This window comes from Luteibacter sp. (assembly GCF_051958795.1).
GTDB lineage: Bacteria > Pseudomonadota > Gammaproteobacteria > Xanthomonadales > Rhodanobacteraceae > Luteibacter.
Map to the genome: position 1 here is coordinate 1 of NZ_JBQCFT010000007.1, position 19,050 is coordinate 19,050.

General features: G+C 67.2%; 18 protein-coding genes. 7 read left to right on the forward strand and 11 right to left on the reverse strand.

Annotated features, from left to right (window positions below):
* On the reverse strand, positions 1-884 hold an 884-nt coding region (locus ACTHLF_RS00490; RefSeq protein ID WP_440323877.1), incomplete at its 3' end, for a TolC family protein.
* Between the two features lie 156 nt (positions 885-1,040).
* On the opposite strand from ACTHLF_RS00490, the gene ACTHLF_RS00495 reads away from it, so the two are divergent.
* Together ACTHLF_RS00495 and ACTHLF_RS00500 are read left to right on the forward strand one after the other, a co-directional pair.
* A complete protein-coding gene (locus ACTHLF_RS00495) occupies positions 1,041-1,835 on the forward strand; it encodes an undecaprenyl-diphosphate phosphatase (protein ID WP_440323879.1) in 795 nt (264 codons plus the stop codon).
* Between the two features lie 13 nt (positions 1,836-1,848).
* Positions 1,849-3,420 carry a winged helix-turn-helix domain-containing protein gene (locus ACTHLF_RS00500; protein ID WP_440323881.1) on the forward strand — a complete coding sequence of 524 codons (1,572 nt, stop codon included), beginning with the start codon at positions 1,849-1,851 and terminating at the stop codon, positions 3,418-3,420.
* Positions 3,421-3,516: 96 nt separating this feature from the next.
* On the opposite strand, the gene ACTHLF_RS00505 is transcribed toward ACTHLF_RS00500, so the two are convergent.
* On the reverse strand, positions 3,517-4,632 hold the full coding sequence (locus ACTHLF_RS00505; protein ID WP_440323882.1) for a serine hydrolase domain-containing protein: 1,116 nt from the start codon (positions 4,630-4,632) through the stop codon (positions 3,517-3,519).
* A gap of 93 nt (positions 4,633-4,725) precedes the next feature.
* Complete coding sequence (locus ACTHLF_RS00510) at positions 4,726-5,715, reverse strand: LysR family transcriptional regulator (RefSeq protein WP_440323884.1); 990 nt, start codon at positions 5,713-5,715, stop codon at positions 4,726-4,728.
* 199 nt (positions 5,716-5,914) lie between these two features.
* On the opposite strand from ACTHLF_RS00510, the gene ACTHLF_RS00515 reads away from it, so the two are divergent.
* The 5 genes from ACTHLF_RS00515 (at position 5,915) to ACTHLF_RS00535 (ending at position 13,503) form a co-directional block, all read left to right on the forward strand.
* The gene (locus tag ACTHLF_RS00515) at positions 5,915-7,117 is read left to right on the forward strand and encodes an efflux RND transporter periplasmic adaptor subunit (RefSeq protein ID WP_440323886.1); all 1,203 of its coding nucleotides are present in this window, start codon (positions 5,915-5,917) and stop codon (positions 7,115-7,117) included.
* A gap of 7 nt (positions 7,118-7,124) precedes the next feature.
* Entirely contained in the window at positions 7,125-10,313 is a 3,189-nt protein-coding gene (locus ACTHLF_RS00520; RefSeq protein WP_440323888.1) for an efflux RND transporter permease subunit, read from the forward strand.
* A gap of 3 nt (positions 10,314-10,316) precedes the next feature.
* Positions 10,317-11,750: an efflux transporter outer membrane subunit gene (locus ACTHLF_RS00525; protein ID WP_440323890.1), complete on the forward strand. Its 1,434-nt coding sequence runs from the start codon at positions 10,317-10,319 to the stop codon at positions 11,748-11,750.
* The gene (locus ACTHLF_RS00530; RefSeq protein WP_440323891.1) at positions 11,747-12,520 is read left to right on the forward strand and encodes an SDR family NAD(P)-dependent oxidoreductase; all 774 of its coding nucleotides are present in this window, start codon (positions 11,747-11,749) and stop codon (positions 12,518-12,520) included. The genes ACTHLF_RS00525 and ACTHLF_RS00530 overlap by 4 nt, the downstream gene beginning before the upstream one ends.
* A 149-nt stretch (positions 12,521-12,669) precedes the next feature.
* On the forward strand, positions 12,670-13,503 hold the full coding sequence (locus ACTHLF_RS00535; RefSeq protein ID WP_440323893.1) for a class I SAM-dependent methyltransferase: 834 nt from the start codon (positions 12,670-12,672) through the stop codon (positions 13,501-13,503).
* A gap of 90 nt (positions 13,504-13,593) precedes the next feature.
* On the opposite strand, the gene ACTHLF_RS00540 is transcribed toward ACTHLF_RS00535, so the two are convergent.
* The 8 genes from ACTHLF_RS00540 to ACTHLF_RS00575 form a co-directional block, all read right to left on the reverse strand.
* Positions 13,594-14,763 (reverse strand): AI-2E family transporter, encoded by a 1,170-nt coding sequence (locus ACTHLF_RS00540; RefSeq protein ID WP_440323895.1) that lies wholly within the window; start codon positions 14,761-14,763, stop codon positions 13,594-13,596.
* A complete protein-coding gene (locus tag ACTHLF_RS00545; RefSeq protein ID WP_440323897.1) occupies positions 14,760-15,077 on the reverse strand; it encodes a hypothetical protein in 318 nt (105 codons plus the stop codon). Before ACTHLF_RS00545 ends, ACTHLF_RS00540 begins: the two co-directional genes overlap by 4 nt.
* Before the next feature lie 4 nt (positions 15,078-15,081).
* Positions 15,082-15,564 (reverse strand): ABC transporter ATP-binding protein, encoded by a 483-nt coding sequence (locus ACTHLF_RS00550; RefSeq protein WP_440323899.1) that lies wholly within the window; start codon positions 15,562-15,564, stop codon positions 15,082-15,084.
* A 24-nt stretch (positions 15,565-15,588) separates the two neighbouring features.
* Positions 15,589-16,011 carry a DUF883 family protein gene (locus ACTHLF_RS00555; protein ID WP_440323900.1) on the reverse strand — a complete coding sequence of 141 codons (423 nt, stop codon included), beginning with the start codon at positions 16,009-16,011 and terminating at the stop codon, positions 15,589-15,591.
* Positions 16,012-16,124: 113 nt separating this feature from the next.
* Entirely contained in the window at positions 16,125-16,289 is a 165-nt protein-coding gene (locus ACTHLF_RS00560) for a DUF1328 domain-containing protein (RefSeq protein WP_139978678.1), read from the reverse strand.
* A 113-nt stretch (positions 16,290-16,402) separates the two neighbouring features.
* Entirely contained in the window at positions 16,403-17,053 is a 651-nt protein-coding gene (locus tag ACTHLF_RS00565) for a YbhB/YbcL family Raf kinase inhibitor-like protein (RefSeq protein WP_440323903.1), read from the reverse strand.
* Positions 17,054-17,108: 55 nt separating this feature from the next.
* A complete protein-coding gene (locus tag ACTHLF_RS00570; protein WP_440323904.1) occupies positions 17,109-18,110 on the reverse strand; it encodes a YheT family hydrolase in 1,002 nt (333 codons plus the stop codon).
* Positions 18,107-18,907 carry a lysophospholipid acyltransferase family protein gene (locus ACTHLF_RS00575; RefSeq protein WP_440323906.1) on the reverse strand — a complete coding sequence of 267 codons (801 nt, stop codon included), beginning with the start codon at positions 18,905-18,907 and terminating at the stop codon, positions 18,107-18,109. The genes ACTHLF_RS00570 and ACTHLF_RS00575 overlap by 4 nt, the downstream gene beginning before the upstream one ends.
* Positions 18,908-19,050: the final 143 nt, after the last annotated feature.

Consider the following 19,050-nt stretch of genomic DNA (forward strand, 5'->3'; position numbering starts at 1 on the left):
GGAAGCTGGACATCCGGCGTGGGCAACGGCACCGGCTTGAGGTCGCCGAGGTCCGCCGGTGAAACCCCTGCCAATGCGGCGAGCTGCACCCGGTCGAGCTGCGCCGCACCTTCCAGCTGGGCCACGGCACCGCGCTGCTGCGCGAGCTGCGCGTCGGCCTGGTCGAGGGCGGTCGGATCATCGAGGCCATGCTTCACGCGCAGTTCGACGAGCGAGCGGTAGTCGTCGGCGCTGCGCACGACGTGCCGCGCGATATCCAGCCGGGCCTGCTGCGCCTGCCAGTCGAGATAGGTGTTCACCACGTTGTACTGCAGCGACGTCGCGGCGGACGCATGCTCGGCCTCGGCGGCGCGCGCCTGGCCCACGGCGGCGGCCACGGCATCCTTCTGCTTGCCCCACAGGTCCAGGTCCCAGGTGGCCAGCGCGCCCGCCGCGCCACTGTTGCTCCAGCTATGCCCGGGGCTGAGCTCGAAGCCCTGCGCCGTGCCGCCGGTGGCGCCAGGCGCCTGGCCGGTCACCGTGACGTCGCTGTAGCCATGGTTGCCGGAGAGCAGGCCGCGTACCTGCGGATTCAGCTCGGCCCGCGCCGAGTCGACCGCCCGCAGCGCGGCGCGGTAGCGCGCCTCTGCCTGTTCGAGGTTGGGCGAACCGCGCATGGCGAGGTCGACCACGCGATTCAGCTGCACGTCGCCGTAACGGCGCCACCAGGCCGCATCGGGCCAGCCGGCCTGGCCGGTGGGAATGCCGGCGAGCGGTACTTCCTCGCGCGGGGTGAACGCCGGTGGCCGCACCGCGGGGGCGCACGCGCTAAGGCAGAGAACGCCGGAGAGCAAGGCGGCAGGCAGTCCGCCGGCCCGGCGGCGCGGCGTGGGGCATGGCGCCATGGCAGGTCCGTGTGGAAGTTTTTACGAACGAGCGGGCGCAAGAAGGCCCTCCCGTGACGCGGTCGAAAATATCAGCGCCCCGCGTGGGCACGGCGTGACGGCAGTCATGTAGGTCGGGCTAAGCTATGCCGCCGTCCCATCTGGAATCAAAGCCACGTGAACGATCTGATCAGCGCCATCCTCCTCGGCATCGTCGAAGGAATCACCGAATTCCTGCCCATCTCGAGCACTGGCCACCTGCTCATCGCCGAACGCTGGCTTGGCGCACGTTCCGACCTCTTCAACGTGGCCATCCAGGCCGGCGCGATCCTCGCGGTCACCTTCATCTACTGGCGCACGCTGTGGAGTTTCGTGCAGAACTGGCGCCGCCCGGAAACGCGCGATTACATCGCCAAGCTCGCCGTGGCCTTCCTGATCACCGCGGTGCTCGGCCTTATCGCCACCAAGATGGGCTTCAAGCTGCCCGAGACGATCACCCCGATCGCGTGGGCGCTGATCATCGGCGGTATCTGGATGATCGGTGCGGAACAGGTCGCGGCGAAGCGGCCCGACCAGGTGAAGATCACCTGGCGCGTCGCCATCCTCGTGGGCCTGGCGCAGATGGTGGCGGGCATCTTCCCCGGTACCTCGCGCTCGGCGGCCACCATCTTCGTCGCCATGCTCGCCGGCACCAGCAACCGCGCGGCGGCTACGGAGTTCGCCTTCCTCGTCGGCATCCCCACCATGTACGCCGCGACCGGCTATGAGCTGCTGAAGACGTACCAGCACGGCGGCGCGGCTGGCGAGGACTGGGCCGGCCTGGGTGTCGCCTTCGTCGTCTCCACCATCGTCGCCTTCATCGCGGTGAAGTGGCTGCTCGGTTACATCCGTTCGCACCGCTTCACGCCGTTCGCGATCTACCGCATCGCGCTCGGCATCGCCCTGCTGCTGTTCCTGCCGTCCGGCGTCTGATCGGGCCTGAACCGTGGCGCGCGTTCGCCTCCTCGATCTCACCATCGATCTCGACCGCCAGCTCGTCGAACGCGCTGGCGGCCGGCTCGATGTCACGGGCCTCAGCTTCCGCCTGCTGGCCTGCCTGATCGAGCGCGGCGACCGCGTCGTGACCTTCGATGAGCTGATCGAAGCGGTATGGGCACCCGCCGTGGTGAACGAGGAGACGATCACGCAGCGGGTGCGACTGCTGCGCCAGGCCCTCGGCGATGATGCGCGTGCACCGCGCTATATCCGCACCGTACGTAGCCGCGGCTACCAGCTTGGCGCGCCGGTGATCCCCGACCTCATCGAGCCGGGGCGCCGGCGTCTTGCGGTGTGGCCCGCGCTGGCGGCCGTGGGCATCCTCGCGGTCACCGCGCTGGGCGCGAGCTTCCTGGCGCGCGAGCAGAAGCCGGCACCGAGCGCCGAGCAGCAGATCTTGGAACGCGCGCATTGGTACGCGAGCATGGGCCAGCGCGACAACAACGAGCGCGCACTGGCCCTGTACGACCGCGCGCTGCACGAAGCGCCCGATGATGTGGAGGCGCTTTCCGGCGCCAGCCGCACGCGTGCGGCGCGCACCTGCCTTTACAACGGTGGCCTCGACGACGCGCGCGCTGCGTTGCGTATCGCGGGGCGTGCAGTATCCGTTGGGCCCGAAAGCGCGCGCGCGTGGGCGACGCTGGGCTATGCGCGGGATTGCCTCGGCGATATCGGCGGCGCGATTTCCGCGTACGAGGCCGCGGTGCGGCTGGATCCCGAGGATGACGCCACGCGCTCGTCCGCCGCGTATCTCTACCAGGAGCAGGGCCGGCTCGCCGACGCCCTGCACGCCAACCTCGACATGCACGGCGATCCGGCGCGCGTGCGTTACCGCGAGGTGCAGCTCGCGCGCGAGTACGAGCTGCTCGGCTTCGTGACCCAGGCGGGCCAGCGCTACAAGCAGGTCTTCGAACTGGCCCCGGATAACGTCTTTGGCAACATGGGCTGGCCAGCCTACCTGTTTGCGCACGGGCGCTTCGACGAAGCCCGCGCCGCACTCGCCGAGGCACGGCAACGCGACACGGCACGGCCGGAACTGGCGCAGCTCGACGGCGAACTGGCGCTCCGGCGTGGCGACAGGGCCGCGGCTGCAAACGCCTTCGCGGAAGCGCACGCCATGCGTCCCGATGCCTCGCTACCGGCATCACTGGCGCTGCTCTACGCCGACCCGGCGATCAGCGGGGAGCCGCTGCAACAACGCATCGCGGCGACGCGCAAGGCACTGGCCGACGACCCGTGGCCGGCCAGCCGCTTCGAACTGGCCTGGCTGCTGCAGGCCGCGGGAGACCGCCGTGGTGCAGTCGCCGCGCTCGATGATGCGGTGGCGATGGGTTGGCGCGACGCGGGCTACCTCCGCGCTTCGCCACTATTCGCCCCCATCGCCGCGGATCCGGGATTCCAGGCCGTGATCGAGAGCATCGAGCGGCGCACGCGCGCCGAGCGGGAGCGCGTGCTGGATGCATCATGGTGCCCCGCCGACCTGCCCTGCCACGAATCCCGCCAACGCGACCAGCCCATGTAGGAGCCCACCCTGTGGGCGACGCCGTTCGCGAGAGCGTATAGGGCCGGTGGCGTGGTCGGGAAAGATGTCGCCCACAGGGTGGGCTCCCACGGAGTGTCAGCGCTTAGGCAGTGCCTTGAGCACCACGTCCCGGAACAACCCCTGCGACTGGGGATGCGCGATGCGTTCGTTATAGGCCTGGCTCGTGATGACCGCCACGACGCCGCGCGAAGGGACGACGAACACGTAGTTTCCACCGTTGCCGCTCATCGCCCACACCGGCGTATCCGCGCCGTCGATGGGGAAGTGGAAGCGCCACCACTGGTAGCCGTATTCCGCGTCATCGCGCGCCTGGGCGTGCACGGTAAGCATGGCGGTGACCCAAGCCGCCGGTAACACCTGCCGGCCTTGCCACTTGCCGCCATCGAGGGCGAGCTGGCCGAACTTCGCGAGGTCGCGCGAGCGGTAGCGGGTACCGCCGCCGCCCATGCCGATGCCTTCGCTCGAGACATTCCAGTGTGAATCGGTGATGCCCAGCGGCGTTTCGAGCGCCTCGCGGGCAAAGCTCGCCAGCGGCTTCTTCACCGCCCGCTCGACCACGGCGCCGGCCACGAAGGAGCCGGCCGTGCAGTAGGCGAACGTGCGCCCATACGGGGAATCCGCCGGCCGCTTCACCCACGGCGCATAGCCGCGCACTGGCAGGTTCAGCGCGAAGTCGAGCCAGCGCTCCGACACGTACATGCGCTCCTCGTTGCCCGCGGAGAACTCGTTATCGTCGTCGCAGTCCCAGATCGAGCTCATGGTGAGCAGGTCTTCGAGAGTGATGCCCGACCGCCGGGTATCCATGCGGTCCAGCTTCACCTCCGGGAAGAAGGCGTACACCGGTGCGTGGACATCGCGGATGGCACCGCGCTGGATCGCCGCACCTACCAACATGGCGGTGACGCTCTTCGTCGCCGAGCGGACATCGTTCAGGGCCTCGGCCGAGCCGCCGTTGAAATACCCCTCGTAGACCAGCCGGCCGTGGTCGGCGACGACCACGCTGGTGATCTTCTTGTAGGTACCGTCAGCCATCTTCGCCGGGAGGCTGTCGAGGGTCGCGGTGTCCCAGCCCAGCGTGGCCGCGCTGGCGACGGGCCAGCCATCAGGTCCTGGGGTGGGCGGCGAGTACGCGGCAGCCAGGGCGGCCGGGACGGCGAAGGCGAGCAGGAGGCAGGCAAGGCGCTGGCGCATGGAGGAGGCTCCGTATCAAGGGAGCCCCCAGTCCAGCGCCAGGCCGGATGAAATGCCTGAAACACGAATGAAGATTTATGAATCCGAGCGTATTCAGGCCACTGCGGCGATCGCCGGTGCCACCGCCTTCTTCTTGCGCACCGCTTCCAGGGCGGCCTGCTGCTGTTCGACCAGGCGGCACTGAGGGTCGCTGGTGCGCTGGAACAGCTCGCTGGTCCACTCGATGAACGCCTGCACACGGGCGGAGAGGTGGCGCTTCTGCGGGTAGACGATCCACAGGTTCGAGCCGGTGGAGATCGTGTCGGTCATGATGATTTCGAGCATGCCCTTCGAAAGGGCACACGCGGCGAGGCAGTGCGGCGCCTGGATGATGCCGAGGCCGGCGATCGCCGCCTGGATCACCGATTCACCGTCGTTGATCATCATGTGCGCATCGACATCCACGGACACCCGCCCGCCCGGCGAATCGAACTGCCACTGCGAGGGCTTGCCGGTGGCGGGGTGCACGAAGTTCACCGCGCGGTGGCTCTTCAGGTCCTCGATGGACCTGGGCATGCCATGCCGCGCCAGGTAGGCGGGCGAAGCACAGAGCACGTTGCTGAAATGGCCGATCTTGCGGGCGATCAGGCTGGAATCGGCCAGCTCGCCCATGCGGATCGCGCAATCGAAGCCTTCCTCGTTCAGGTCGAACGGGTAGTCGCACATGGTCAGTTCGAGCCGGATATCCGGATAACGCTGCTCGAATTCGACCAGGTTGGGGATAAGCGCCGCACGGCCGACCGACGTGGACGCGGCCACGCGCAGCTTGCCCGCCGGCTTCGTCTTGGCATACCCGAGCGCCTCGGTCGCCTCGGTCAGGTCAGCAAGGATCTCCTTGCATCGTGCGTAGAACGCACTGCCATCGTCGGTCAAACGCAGCGAGCGCGTCGACCTGAAGAACAGCCTGGCACCCAGGCTTTCTTCCAGCCGGGAGATGGCCCGGCTCACCCCCGAGGGGGTCATTTCCAGATGGGTCGCCGCGGCGGAAAAGCTCTTCGCCTCCACGACCCGCACGAACACGCTGATAGCGGAAAAGTCTTCCATCGCCAGCTCCGGTTGCAAGGGGATTAGTGACTCAGCGTCACAGCCGGAATGATTGTAGACCCATTTTTCGCTTGACGCGCAAGACCTAGGTTACGCCTCCTGAGACGGACCGACTTGACCTCAACCAAAGTTGAGGTCGGATCCTGCGCCGCCCCGAACCCTTTCGGCTCCCCTACACACACTCATCGGATTCCCCTCCATGAAGAAGAAAATCCTGTTCGGTTCGTCCGCCCTGGCCGTCGCCATCGCGTCCGCCATCTGGCTGGGCTCGCCCGCCAGCACCCACGCCGCCGAGCCGCCGCACGCCATGCCCACCCCCGAGGTGACCGTGGCCCAGGTGCTGCTCCGCCCGGTCAGTGACAGCAACACGTTCACCGGCCGGATCCAGGCCGTCGACAGCATCCAGATCCGTCCGCGCGTGAACGGCTATGTCGATTCGGTGCACTTCCGCGAAGGCGCGGCGGTGAAGAAGGGCGACCTGCTCTTCACCATCGATCCGCGTCCGTACCGCGCCGAAGCCGACCGCCTCGCCGCGAACCTGGCCCAGGCGAGGGCCGAGGCGAAGAACGCCGACGCCAACGCCGCCCGCGGCAGCAAGCTGGTGCAGCAGCACGCCGTCTCGCAGGAAGAGGCCGACCGCCTTGACACCGCCGCCGCCAGCGCGAAGGCGCAGGTCGCATCGGTGCAGGCCGCGCTCGACAACGCACGCCTCAATCTCTCGTTCACCGAGGTGCGTGCACCGGTCGACGGCAAGGTCAGCAATGCGCAGATCACCGCCGGCAACCTGGTCACCCCGAGCGATACGCTCACCAGCGTCGTCACCACCGACCCGATGTACGTGTACTTCGATGTCGATGAGCAGAGCTTCCTGAAGCTCGACCGCCTGCGCCGCCAGAACGGCCACGCCCCGGAAGTCGACATGGGCCTCGCCGACGAGCAGGGCTACCCGCACATCGGCAAGATCGATTTCATCGACAACCAGGTGAAGGCCGGCGCCGGCACGATCCGCCTCCGCGCGGTGTTCCCCAACGCCGATGGCGCGTTCACGCCCGGCCTGTTCGCCCGCGTGGAACTGCGTAGCGGCGCCGCCCAGCCGCGCGCCCTCATCGACGACAAGGCCGTCGGCACCGATCTCGGCAACAAGTTTGTCTACGTCGTCGGCAAGGACAAGAAGGTCGAATACCGCCGCGTCTCCACCGGTGCGCTCGTCGATGGCCTGCGCGTCGTCGATAGCGGCCTGAACGCGGATGACGTCGTGATCGTGAACGGCCTGCAGCACGTGCGCCCCGGCGTGGAAGTGAACGCCAAGCGCGTGGCCATGGCCTCCCTGGTACCCGATAGCGCGCGCAACGTCGCCAGCCGCCCGGCCGGCGTCGATAGCGTCGCGCAGGCGAAGGACTGATCCTCCCATGAAAATCGCTCAATTCTTCGTAGAACGCCCGATCCTCGCGGGTGTGCTATCGGTGCTCTTCCTGATCGCGGGCAGTATCGCCGTGTTCAAGCTACCGATCAGCGAATACCCGGAAGTGGTGCCGCCCACCGTCGTGGTGAAGGCGACCTACCCGGGTGCCAACCCCAAGACCATCGCCGAAACCGTTGCCACGCCGCTGGAAGAACAGATCAACGGCGTGGAAGGTATGCTCTACACCTCCTCGCAGTCGACCAGCGATGGCGCGATGACGCTCACCGTCACCTTCGCCCTCGGCACCGACCTGGATAACGCCCAGGTGCAGGTGCAGAACCGCGTCGCCCAGGCGCAGCCGCGCCTGCCGGAGGAAGTGCAGCGCCTCGGCGTCACGACGACGAAGAGCTCGCCCGACCTGACCATGGTCGTGCATCTCACGTCGCCGGATAACCGGTACGACATGCTCTACCTGTCGAACTACGCCCGCACGCGCATCAAGGACCAGCTCGCCCGCCTGGATGGCGTCGGCGACGTGCAGCTGTTCGGCGCCGGTGAGTACAGCATGCGCATCTGGATGAACCCGGAGCAGCTGGCCATCCGCAACCTCACCACCGGCGATGTCGTCAACGCGATCCGCGAGCAGAACATCGAAGTCGCGGCCGGCGCGCTGAATGCACCCCCGGGCCCGAACAGCAACGCGTTCCAGGTGAACATCAACACGCGTGGCCGCCTGATCACCGAGGACGATTTCTCCAACATCATCATCCGCAGCGACGGCGCCTCGGTCACCCACCTGCGCGATGTCGCGCGCGTGGAACTGGGATCGAACAACTACGCGCTGCGCAGCCTCCTCAACAACAAGGAAGCCGTCGCGATCCCCATCTTCCAGCGCCCGGGCTCGAACGCCATCGCCATCTCGGATGAAGTGCGTTCGGAAATGGCGACGCTGAAGAAGGAGTTCCCGCAGGGCGTGGATTACTCCATCGTCTACGACCCCACCGTGTTCGTGCGCGGTTCGATCGAGGCCGTGGTGCACACGCTGTTCGAGGCGATCATCCTGGTCGTGCTCGTGGTCATCCTGTTCCTGCAGACGTGGCGCGCATCGATCATCCCGCTCGTGGCGGTGCCGGTCTCGCTGATCGGTACGTTCGCGATCATGTACGTCGCGGGCTTCTCGCTTAATGCACTCTCGCTGTTCGGCCTCGTGCTCGCCATCGGTATCGTCGTCGACGATGCGATCGTGGTGGTGGAGAACGTGGAACGCCATATCGAGCACGGGCTCGATCCGAAGATGGCCACGCGCCAGGCCATGACCGAAGTGACCGGACCCATCGTGGCCACGGCGCTCGTGCTGTGCGCCGTGTTCGTGCCCGCCGCTTTCATCAGCGGCCTCACCGGCCAGTTCTACCGCCAGTTCGCGCTGACGATCGCCATCTCCACCGTGATCTCGGCGTTCAATTCGCTGACGCTTTCCCCTGCCCTCGCCGCGATCCTGCTGAAGGGCCGTGACGAGCCGAAGGACAAGCTCACCGTGTGGATGGACCGCAGCCTCGGCTGGCTGTTCCGTCCGTTCAACCGTACGTTCGAGAAGGCTGCGCACGGTTACGTCGGTGGCGTGAAGAAGATCCTGCGCTTCTCGGCCGTGGTGCTGGTGTTGTATGCCGGCCTTGTCGCCTTGGGCGTGTTCGGCTTCAGCAAGACCCCGACCGGCTTCGTGCCGACCCAGGACAAGCAGTACCTGGTGTCGTTCGCGCAGCTGCCCGACGCGGCTTCGCTCGACCGTACCGAAGGCGTGATCCGCCGCATGGGCGATATCGCGCTGAAGGATCCGGGCGTCGAAAGCGCCGTGCAGTTCCCCGGCCTGTCGATCAACGGTTTCACCAACAGCACTAACGCGGGCATCGTCTTCGTCACGCTGAAGCCGTTCGAGGAGCGCCGTTCGAAGGATCTCTCCGCCGAAGCGATCGCTGCCCGCCTCAACGGTCAGTTCGCCTCGATCCAGGATGCGTACATCGCGATCTTCCCGCCCCCGCCGGTGAATGGCCTGGGCACGATCGGCGGTTTCCGCATGCAGATCGAAGACCGCGGCGACATGGGCTTCGAGGAGCTGTTCAAGCAGACCCAGGGCATTATCGCGCAGAGCCAGAAGACGCCTGAGCTGGCCCACCTGTTCACCAGCTACCAGGTGAGCGTGCCGCAGTACGATGCGGATATCGATCGCGAGAAGGCAAAGTCGGAAGGCATCGACCTGGGTGACGTGTTCCAGACCATGGCGGCCTACCTCGGCTCGCTGTACGTGAACGATTTCAACCGCTTCGGCCGCACGTACCAAGTGAACGTTTCCGCCGAGCCGGGCTTCCGCCACGAGCCGTCGGATGTCGCCAACCTGAAGACGCGCAACGCCGCGGGTGATCTCGTGCCTCTGGGCTCGTTCCTCACCGTGCGCCAGAGCAATGGCCCGGATCGCGTGCAGCACTACAACGGCTACCCCACCGCCGAGATCAACGGTGGCGCGGCACCGGGTTACAGCACTGGCCAGGCCCAGGCGGCGATGGAGAAGCTCGTCCAGTCGAACCTGCCGAACGGCATGACCTACGAGTGGACCGAGCTGACCTACCAGCAGATCCTCGCCGGCAACACGGCGGTGCTGGTGTTCCCGCTCTCCGTGCTGCTCGTGTTCCTGGTGCTGGCTTCGCTGTATGAAAGCCTGAGCCTGCCGCTGGCGGTGATCCTGATCGTGCCGATGGTGCTGCTCTCCGCAATCACCGGCGTGATCCTGACCGGCGGCGACAACAACATCTTCACCCAGATCGGCCTGATCGTGCTGGTGGGCCTGGCGTGCAAGAACGCGATCCTGATTGTCGAGTTCGCCCGCGAGGCCGAGATCGAAGGCATGAACCGCGTGGATGCCGTGCTGGAAGCGGCTCGCCTGCGACTGCGCCCGATCCTGATGACGTCGTTCGCCTTCATCATGGGCGTCGTCCCGCTGGTGACGTCGCACGGCGCCGGTGCCGAGATGCGCCACGCCATGGGTGTCGCCGTGTTCGCCGGCATGCTTGGCGTGACCTTCTTCGGCCTGATCTTCACCCCGCTCTTCTACGTGCTGATCCGCGCCTGGAATGAACGCTCCGAAGCGAAGCGTGCCGCTCGCCGCGAGCGCCGCCTCCTCGAACACGCGGCTCGTGAGGTCTGATCCATGAAAACGCTCTTCCGTTCCACGGCCCTGTCCGCGGCCCTCGTCCTCGCCGGTTGCGCGAGCGTGGGCCCCGATTACCACGCGCCGAAAGAAGCCCCGGTCACGCTGCAGGGCGTCGACGCCACGCAGCAGACCAGCGGTAACTTCCAGGCGCAGTGGTGGAAGCAGTTCGGTGACCCGACGCTGGATAGCCTTATCCAGCGCGCGGCCACGAATGCGCCCGACCTGAAGATCGCCCTCGCCCGCCTCAACCAGGCGCGCGCGGCGCTCGGCACGGCGAAGTCGCAGCAGATCCCGGATATCAACACGGGTGTGTCGTACACCCGTAGCCGCGAACAGCAGCCCGGGTTCACCGACCAGCGCGTGACCACGACGGCGTACCAGGCGGGCTTCGATGCCGCATGGGAGCTCGATCTGTTCGGTGGCATCCGCCGCTCGGTGGAAGCCGCGCGCGCCGATGCCGCCGCCGGCGAGGCGTCGGTGCAGGATGCGCAGGTCACGCTGTTCGCCGAAGTGGCGCGCAACTACTTCGACCTGCGCGGCACGCAGCTGCGTATCGATGTCGCGAAGCGCGATATTGCCAACCAGCAGGATTCGCTGAAGGTGATCCAGGCCCGTGTCGATGTCGGCACGGGTGCCGAGCAGGACCTGGCCAGCGCGAAGGCCCGCCTCGCCTCGGTCGAAGCGCAGCTGCCGGTGCTCGAAACCCAGGCGTCGGCCGACCAGTTCCGCATCGCGGTCCTGCTCGGCGCACGCCCGGGTGATCTCGACATCGACCTCTCGCCCGCGACGTTCAAGCCGATCGATGTCAGCCTGGCGATCGGCGGTGCCGACGACGTGCTTTCGCGCCGTCCGGATATCCGGATCGCCGAGCGTGAGCTTGCCGCGGCAAACGCTCGCATCGGTGTCGCCAAGGCCGACTGGTTCCCGCACATCTCGCTGGGCGGCTTCATCGGCTTCCTCGCCGGACGGAGCAACGACTTCGGTGGCGCGGATTCGCGGGCGTGGTCGCTTGCGCCGAGCATCTCCTGGCAGGGCCTCAACGTGCAGCGCGTGGCGTCGGGCGTGAAGGGTGCGAAGGCACGTGCCGAGGAAGCCCGCGCCAACTACGACCGCACCGTGCTCACCGCCCTCGAGGACGTGGACAATTCACTCGTCGGCTTCAACCAGCAGCGCGAACGCGTCGAGAAGCTGCTCGTGCAGGCGAAGGAAAGCCGCCGTGCGGCCGAGCTGGCGAAGCTCCGCTATGACGCCGGCCGCACGGATTACCTCGAGCTCCTCGATGCCGAGCGCACGCAGCTCTCGGCGGAGGACCAGCTCGCCGAAGCGGAAGCCGCGATCAACGTCCGCGCCGTGCAGCTGTACAAGGCGCTTGGTGGTGGCTGGGAAGCCTGCGGCGATACCTCGTGCAGCGAGGTTGCGAAGGTGCCATGAGCAGCGCGAAGGTTCACCGCCTGCCGGTGCGGTCCAAACGGCCGTCGACCCTCGCCTTGGATCCGCCGCTCAGCCAGCGCATCGCGCTGGTGAGCGGCGCGAGCCGCGGCATCGGGCTGGAAGTATCAAAGCAGCTCGCCGCGCTCGGCATTACCGTGTTCATGGGCATGCGCGAGCCCTCCAAGGGCGACAAGGCCCTGAAGGCCGTGCGCGAGCTCGGCGGCGATGCGTTTGCCGTGAAGCTGGACGTGACGAAGCCGCGTGATGTCGACGCGGCCATCGCGCAGATCGAGGGCAAGTACGGCCGTCTCGATATCCTGATCAACAATGCCGGCGGCTACTTCGACCACACTGGCAAGTCCGCCGATGGCGACCTCACCAACATCCGCGGCGCGCTGGACGTGAACCTGCTCGGCGCATGGTCGCTCACCGCGGCGGCGCTGCCGCTCATGCGCCGGCACGGCTATGGGCGCGTGGTGAACATCTCCAGCGAGTGCGCGGTACACGCGATGTGCGGCGACAAGGCACCGGCGTACCGGATTTCGAAAGCGGCGCTCAATGCGTACACCCAGGTCATCGCGAAGGAAACGCAGGGCAGCGGCATCCTGATCAACGCCGTCTGCCCCGGCTGGACGGCCACCGACATGGGCGGCGCCGGCGGGCGCCCCGTCGCGGAGAGCGCCGAGGGCGTGGTCTGGGCCGCGCTCGTTAACGAACAGGAAGCCGGCACCGGCGATTTCTACCGCGATAGGGCGCGTATCGCCTGGTAACGCAATGATGTCACCCTCCTGGTAGGAGCCCACCCTGTGGGCGACATCTTTCGCGATGACACCACAGGGCCTGTGGCTCTTTCGCGAACGGCGTCGCCCACACGGTGGGCTCCTACAACCTGGCCGCGATTGTCGGGCACTCACTTCCCATGAGCGTGAATGCCCTCCCTGCCCGCGGCTTGCTCGGCGATACCACCTCCCGCGACTACAGCGGGAAGCTTCGCAGCTTCAACGCTTTTGCGGAGCCGGAGCTACGCGCGGCCATCCGCACCCTCGGGCTGCAGCCGGGCATGCGCGTGCTCGATGCCGGCTGCGGTACGGGCGAGGCGCTCGCATGGCTCGGCGCCGAGGTGGGCGCCACGGGTACGGTCGTGGGCATGGATCTCGCGATCGCGCATGTCCATGCAGCCGGGGACGGCGCCATCCAGGCCGACCTGCTGGACCCGCCCTTCATGGGCGGTACGTTCGACGCGATCTGGTCGGTCAACGTCGTCAACCACCTGCGCTCGCCGCTCGACGGCATCCGCGTCCTCGGCACGCTCCTCCGCCCGGGCGGGCGTATTGCGCTCGGCCAGAGCTCCTTCCTTCCCGACATGTGTTTCGCCTGGGATGCGCGGCTGGAGCGCGTCGTGAACGAGGCGGTGCGCGCGTATTACCGCGACCGGTACGCCGTCGACGAGAGGAGCCTCGCCGCGGTGCGCGCGAACGTCGGGTTACTCCGCGCCGGCGGTTTCCATGATGTGCGAGCGACGACCTTCGCCATCGACCGTATCTCGCCCGTAACGCCAGGGGACGAGCGCTACATCGTCGAGACCCTGTTCCGTGACTCATGGGGTGCGCGGCTGCAGCCGTACATGGATGACGCTGACTACGCGATGCTTGTCCGCCTGTGCGATCCAGCGGACGAGGCGTTCGCCCTCGCCCGGCCGGATTTCCACTTCCTGCAGACGTTTACGCTGGTCACGGCCACGATGCCATCGTAGGGGCCCACCCTGTGGGCGACGCCTTTCGCGAAAGCGGTACTGGGCCTGTGACTTCACCGCGAAAGATGTCGCCCACAGGGTGGGCTCCTACTAGCGGGAAATGATGTGCGCGAACCATTCCCAGCCGCGGAGTTTCGCGGTGATGAGCTTGACGCAGGTGAGCATCGGCACGGCGAGGATCGCGCCGGGGATGCCCCAGATCCAGCCCCAGATCAGCAGCCATAGCAGGATCGCCACGGGCGAAAGGCGCGAGCGGCGGCCCTGCAACATCGGGGTGATCATGTTCCCTTCCACGGCCGTGATGCCGGCGAACGTGGCGGCCGGCAACAGCGCGGGGCCCAGTTCCTGGAAGTGCAACGCGCCCACGACGGCAAGCACGGTGGTCGTGCTGATGGCGCCGACGTAAGGAATGAAGTTGGCAACGGTGGCGAAGCAGCCCCACAACAGCGGGTCGGGCACGCCGTAAAGATAGAGCATGGCCGAGGTGACCATGCCGAGCGTCACGTTGATGGCCGCGGTAAGCAGCAGGTAGCTCGATACCTCGACCTGGATGCTGCGTACGATGCTGACGGTATGCCGCTTATAGGCGAAGGTCGGTGATATCTCCACCGCGCGCCGCAGGATCTCGTCACCGTACACCAGGAAGAAGAACACCAGCAGCGCGACGGTGAGCACACTGGCGATGATCTTCGGCGCGGTCGCGACGATGTCCCACGCCGTGAAAGAAAATGTGTTGGGCTGCTGCGTGTTCCGCGTTACCACGCCACCGGCCAGCGTCTGCGTCGCGCGGCTCGCCGCTTCGATCTGCTGGGTCATTGGCTTGATCTTGGGCGCGAACGCTCGCATCGCTGCGGGCGCGTCGTGGAACCAGTTAAGCGCTGGCGTTGAGAGCGTACTCACGGCGGTGACCAGTCCCGTACCGAGCAGCAGCATGACGACCACGGCGGCCAGCCAGCGCGGGATACGCCAGCGCGCGGCGGCGGCGACGATAGGGTTCAGCGCCAGCCCGATGAAACCCGCCAGCACCAGCGGCACCAGCAAGGACTTCGAGATCGCGATCGTATACAGCAACGCCAGCAGGATCAGGCCGGTCAGGCCGATCCGGATTGCGCGGAGATGGCGCGAAATGCGCCGGGTGCTACGGCCACTGCCGGGCTTGCGGCGTGAGGGCGCGACGGCCAGTGTCGAGACAGCGACGCCTGGCCCCACGATGGGTGCGGACGGGACAGGAGCAGGAAGAGGATTGGGCGGTTCGTTCACGGGGTCTCGTCGGCGGCATCGGCCGCATCGCCAGCCATTTCGCCGAGGAAGCTACCGGCAGCGATCGACACGATCTTGCCGACGAGGTCGGCCGTGCCACCCGCCACGAGGTTGCTGACGCCCGGCACGCCGAGCGGGTTCACCTTGACGCTGCTAAGGAGGAAACCGGACCCGGCGGCGAGGCCAAGCACGGTCAGTGGATGTTCGTAGCCGCGGGCGATCAGCGCGGCGGCGGGTTCGACGGCTTCGGCACGCGCGACGGCGACGCGGGCGCGCGCCTCGGTCACCTTGGCCATGCTGCGGAAAATACCCATCGTTTCAACCCCTGTCGCGAAGTTCACCTTCAGCCTTGCCCTGCGCCGCCGCCTGCTTCGCCAGGGTGGCGAGTTCGGCGCGAGTGGCCGGCAGGGTAAGCCAGCGCATGCCGTGGCGGAAGACCAGGATGGCCAGGAGCAGCAGGATCACCTGCAGGCCGGCCAGCGCGGCCAGCGCCCAGGCCCACGACCCGAACCACTGCGCGAGGCCCCACCCGGCCAGCGCCAGCAGCGTAAAGCCCAGGCCGACCGCGAACGTAATGGCGGCAAGGCCCATGAACAGCATCATGACGATGCCGCTCCGGGCCAGGCCAACCTCGGCTGCGGCGAGGCTCAGCTGGGCGCTGAAGAGATGCTTCAGCCCGACGCCGAGGCGGCGCAGGTCGTCGATCCATGCCGGCATCGCGAACGCAGGCCCCTTGGGCGTCTCGTCGCCCGGCGTCGGCTCACCCACCGTGTCCTGCCCCGAGGCTCCGTCATCCAGCATGCATCATCCCCCGGGCGCGGCCGATCAGTTACGCAGGATACGGCCGGCGAGCCAGCCGGCCGCCACGGCCAGCGCGATCGACTGTACCGGCTTCTCGCGCACGTATTCGCGGGCGACGTCCAGCCAGTCGTTGGCCTTCTCGACGGCGTCGTCGTAAGCCTCGTTGGCACGCAGCTTGGCCTCTTCAGCCTTCTCGGCGGCGCGCGTGGCACCGTGCGCGGCACGGTCCGTCGCGTTGTGCAGGCCCGATTCAACGCGGTCGGCGGCGCGGTCCACCGCGTCCTTCGTGCGGTCGGTTGCGCGGTCCACGGCATCGCGCGTGCGGTCCACGGCATCGGTGGTCGCCTGCTTCACCCGCTCGGCGCGCTCTTCGATGCGCGCGGCGGCCGACACGGTGTTCGCGGCGGCATTGGCGACGTTGGCGACGTGGTCGTCGGGCTTGGTCATGGCGGTCTCCGGTAGTCGGATGGTGGGTTGCAGAGGGTAGGACGGGGAAAGTGACGTTGAGGTGGTTGCGAGGGGTTATCGCGCGCAAGCGCGCTCCCACAAAGCCCCGGGGGTCAGACCCTGGGGCCGCGGCCGCGGAAGAACGAGATGATCGCCAGGATCAGGAAGATGATGAACAGGATCTTCGCGATGCCAGCCGCCGTACCGGCGATGCCACCGAAGCCGAAGATGGCCGCGATGATGGCGATGACAAGGAAAACCAGGGCGTAGTGCAGCATGGTGGAGCCTCCCGTGTGTGCGCGGGACCATTTAGTCTCGCGCTCCGCGCATGCTGCGTGAAACGCCGCGCCGTTACTTGTCGATTCGTTCAGCCATCGTTTTCACCTGGCCGTCACGCCTTCACTTTCGGGTTGAGCGAATAGGTGGCGGTGATCACGGCCTCATCGACGACGTGGCCCTTGATGACATCGCGCAACTCTTCAAGGTTGAAGCCGTTCTCGAGGGGCACCGACGGCACGTCCAGCGCATACACATGGTAGTGGTAGTGATGGACGATGGAGTCGTTCCACGGCGGGCACGGGCCATCATAGCCGTGGTAATGGCCTTCCATGTCCGGATCGCCCTTGAACCAGCCGGTGTAACTGTTGAGGCCCTGGACCGAGCCCGGCGGACCGACCAGGTCATCCTTGATCCTGCCGTTGCCCTTGCCGCGGGGAACGATGCCCTCGCCACAAGCGCCTTCGGCAAGCTCGCGGCACTCCAGCGGGATGTTGGCCATGAGCCAGTGGACGAACTCGACGCGCGGCAGGTTGCGCGGCACCTCACGGCCTTCGACGTTCACGTCATCCGGCTTCGAGGGCACATCCGTGTCGATGACCGCGATGACGAACGACTGTGCCTTGTCGGATACCTCGGTCCAGGCCAGGTGCGGCGTGGCATTGCCACCGGGCTTGAGGTGTTCCGGTGCCGGCGCGGGCCCCATGAAGGCGTTCTTCTCCGGTACCGGCTTGCCGTGCTGGATGCTGTCGCTGTTGAGTCGCATGCTTCTCTCCGTTTACTTCAGGGCCCAGCGTGGCACCGCCGATGCGAAGGCGAGGTCAGCGGGCGATGGCGTCGAACCGGGCGGCGATGTAGTCGTCGGTAAAACTGGTCATGCCGAAATCGCGGATGAACCCGCAGTGGCCGCCGTAGTTGGCGATATCGAGCTCCACGTTCGGCGGCAGGTCGAGCTGGTCGAACGCAGCCACCGGGATGACGGGATCATCGCGCGAGGTAAGGATCGTGGCGGGGATGTGCAGGCCCTTCAGGCGATCGCCCGCCACTGAGTAACCATCGAGGTACGCCTCGAGCGAGCCGAAATCGGTGTGGCGCAGCACGAGGGATCGCGTGAGGTCGCGCATGTTCTGGTTGAGCTCGTCCAGCTCGAAATAGGTCTGCGTCGGGAAGGCCTGCTGCTTCTGGCGCAGGGAACGGCGCCACTTGCGCATGAAGTACGCCTGGTAGATCCACGGCGCATCGCTTTCCAGCGAGAACAAACCTTCCGCCGGATCGATGATCGGGCAGATCGCAAGCACGTAATCCAGCGGCACCGCTTCCCGCGTGGCGAGCATCGCGGCGCGCAGCGCGAAGTTGCCGCCGAGCGAGAAGCCGGCCAGGCCCGTCGCCCGTGCCGGGAACATGCGGCAGATTTCGCCCAGGGCCACGACGACTTCGTCGATACGGCACGAGTGGAACAGCGCTTCGTTGAGGCCGTGGCTATCGCCGTGGTCGCGGAAGTTCAGGCGGAAGATGTCCCAGCCGTCTTCCAGCAGGCGGCTGCCGGTCTGCAGGACGTAGGTGGAATCGACGCTGCCTTCCCAGCCATGGAACAGGATGGCGAGGCCACGCGATTCGCGCCCGGTACCCTGCGCGGTGTAGCGCCCGCTGAGGCGATCGCCATGGCCGACGTCGACCAGTACTTCCCGCGCATCTTCCTGCACCTGGTGCGCGCGCTTCGGCAACAGCCGACGGCGCACGCCGCTGGAGGAAAGCATGGTCTGGATATGGCCGCTGCGCAGCGGCCAGGGTGGATGGAAATCGGCCCCCCGCGGCAGGTTCATGCCGGCGTGTCGGTATCCAGCGCCAGCGCGATGCGCTCACGCGCGGTCTCGGCCATGCGCCGGCGGCCATCGGCAGAGACGGCCACGGGTTCGAGGAAATGCACCTCCACATCGAGCGGCGGGCCGCCGAGCAGGCGCACGATATTGCCGACGAAGCTCTCGCGCTCGCGGAAGCCGGCATCGATGACGCGACGGCCCTGGCTGGCGAAGCGCAAGGCCACCGGCTGCACCGGGACCTCGGCATCGAGCGCGGCCTGGAAGATGCGGGCATGGAAGACGCGGAGCACGCCGTTGTGGCCGGTGCCCCCTTCCGGGAATACCGCGACCGAGCGGCCGGCCTGCAGGCGCTCGACCATGACCGCCATGACGGAGGCCAGGGAATGGTTGTTGCCGCGGCGATGGAAGATGGTGCCACCCTTCGCGGCCATCCAGCCGACCAGCGGCCAGCGGGCGATCTCGGCCTTGGCGACGAAGCAGGCGGCGCGTTGGGAATGCAGGAGCACGATGTCCAGCCACGAGGTGTGGTTAGCCACGAACAGGACGGCATCCGGCAGCGGCGCGCCCTTGCGATAAACGGTGAAGCCGAAGATCCGCAGCAGCCAGGTCGACCACAGGCGGATGGCCCGGTGGGCGAACGGCTCGCGACCGTTCTTCATGACGGCGTTGGACCAGCTCAGGATGAACGCGCAGATGAAGATCGCGAAGACCAGGTGCGCAATAACCAGCGGCACGCGCCACAGGTAGCGCAACGGGCGCATGCGGTCGCGTGGGGCGGGATTGACGGTGGCGGCTTCCATGGAGCGCACAAGATTAACGACGCGCGGACCCCTTCGCTAGAGCGTTCTTCATTTTCCCTTAAACAACCGGGCGTTGGCACCGCGTCGTGGGGGGGGGGGGGGGGGGGGGGGGGGGGGGGGGGGGGCCCCCCCCCCCCCCCCCC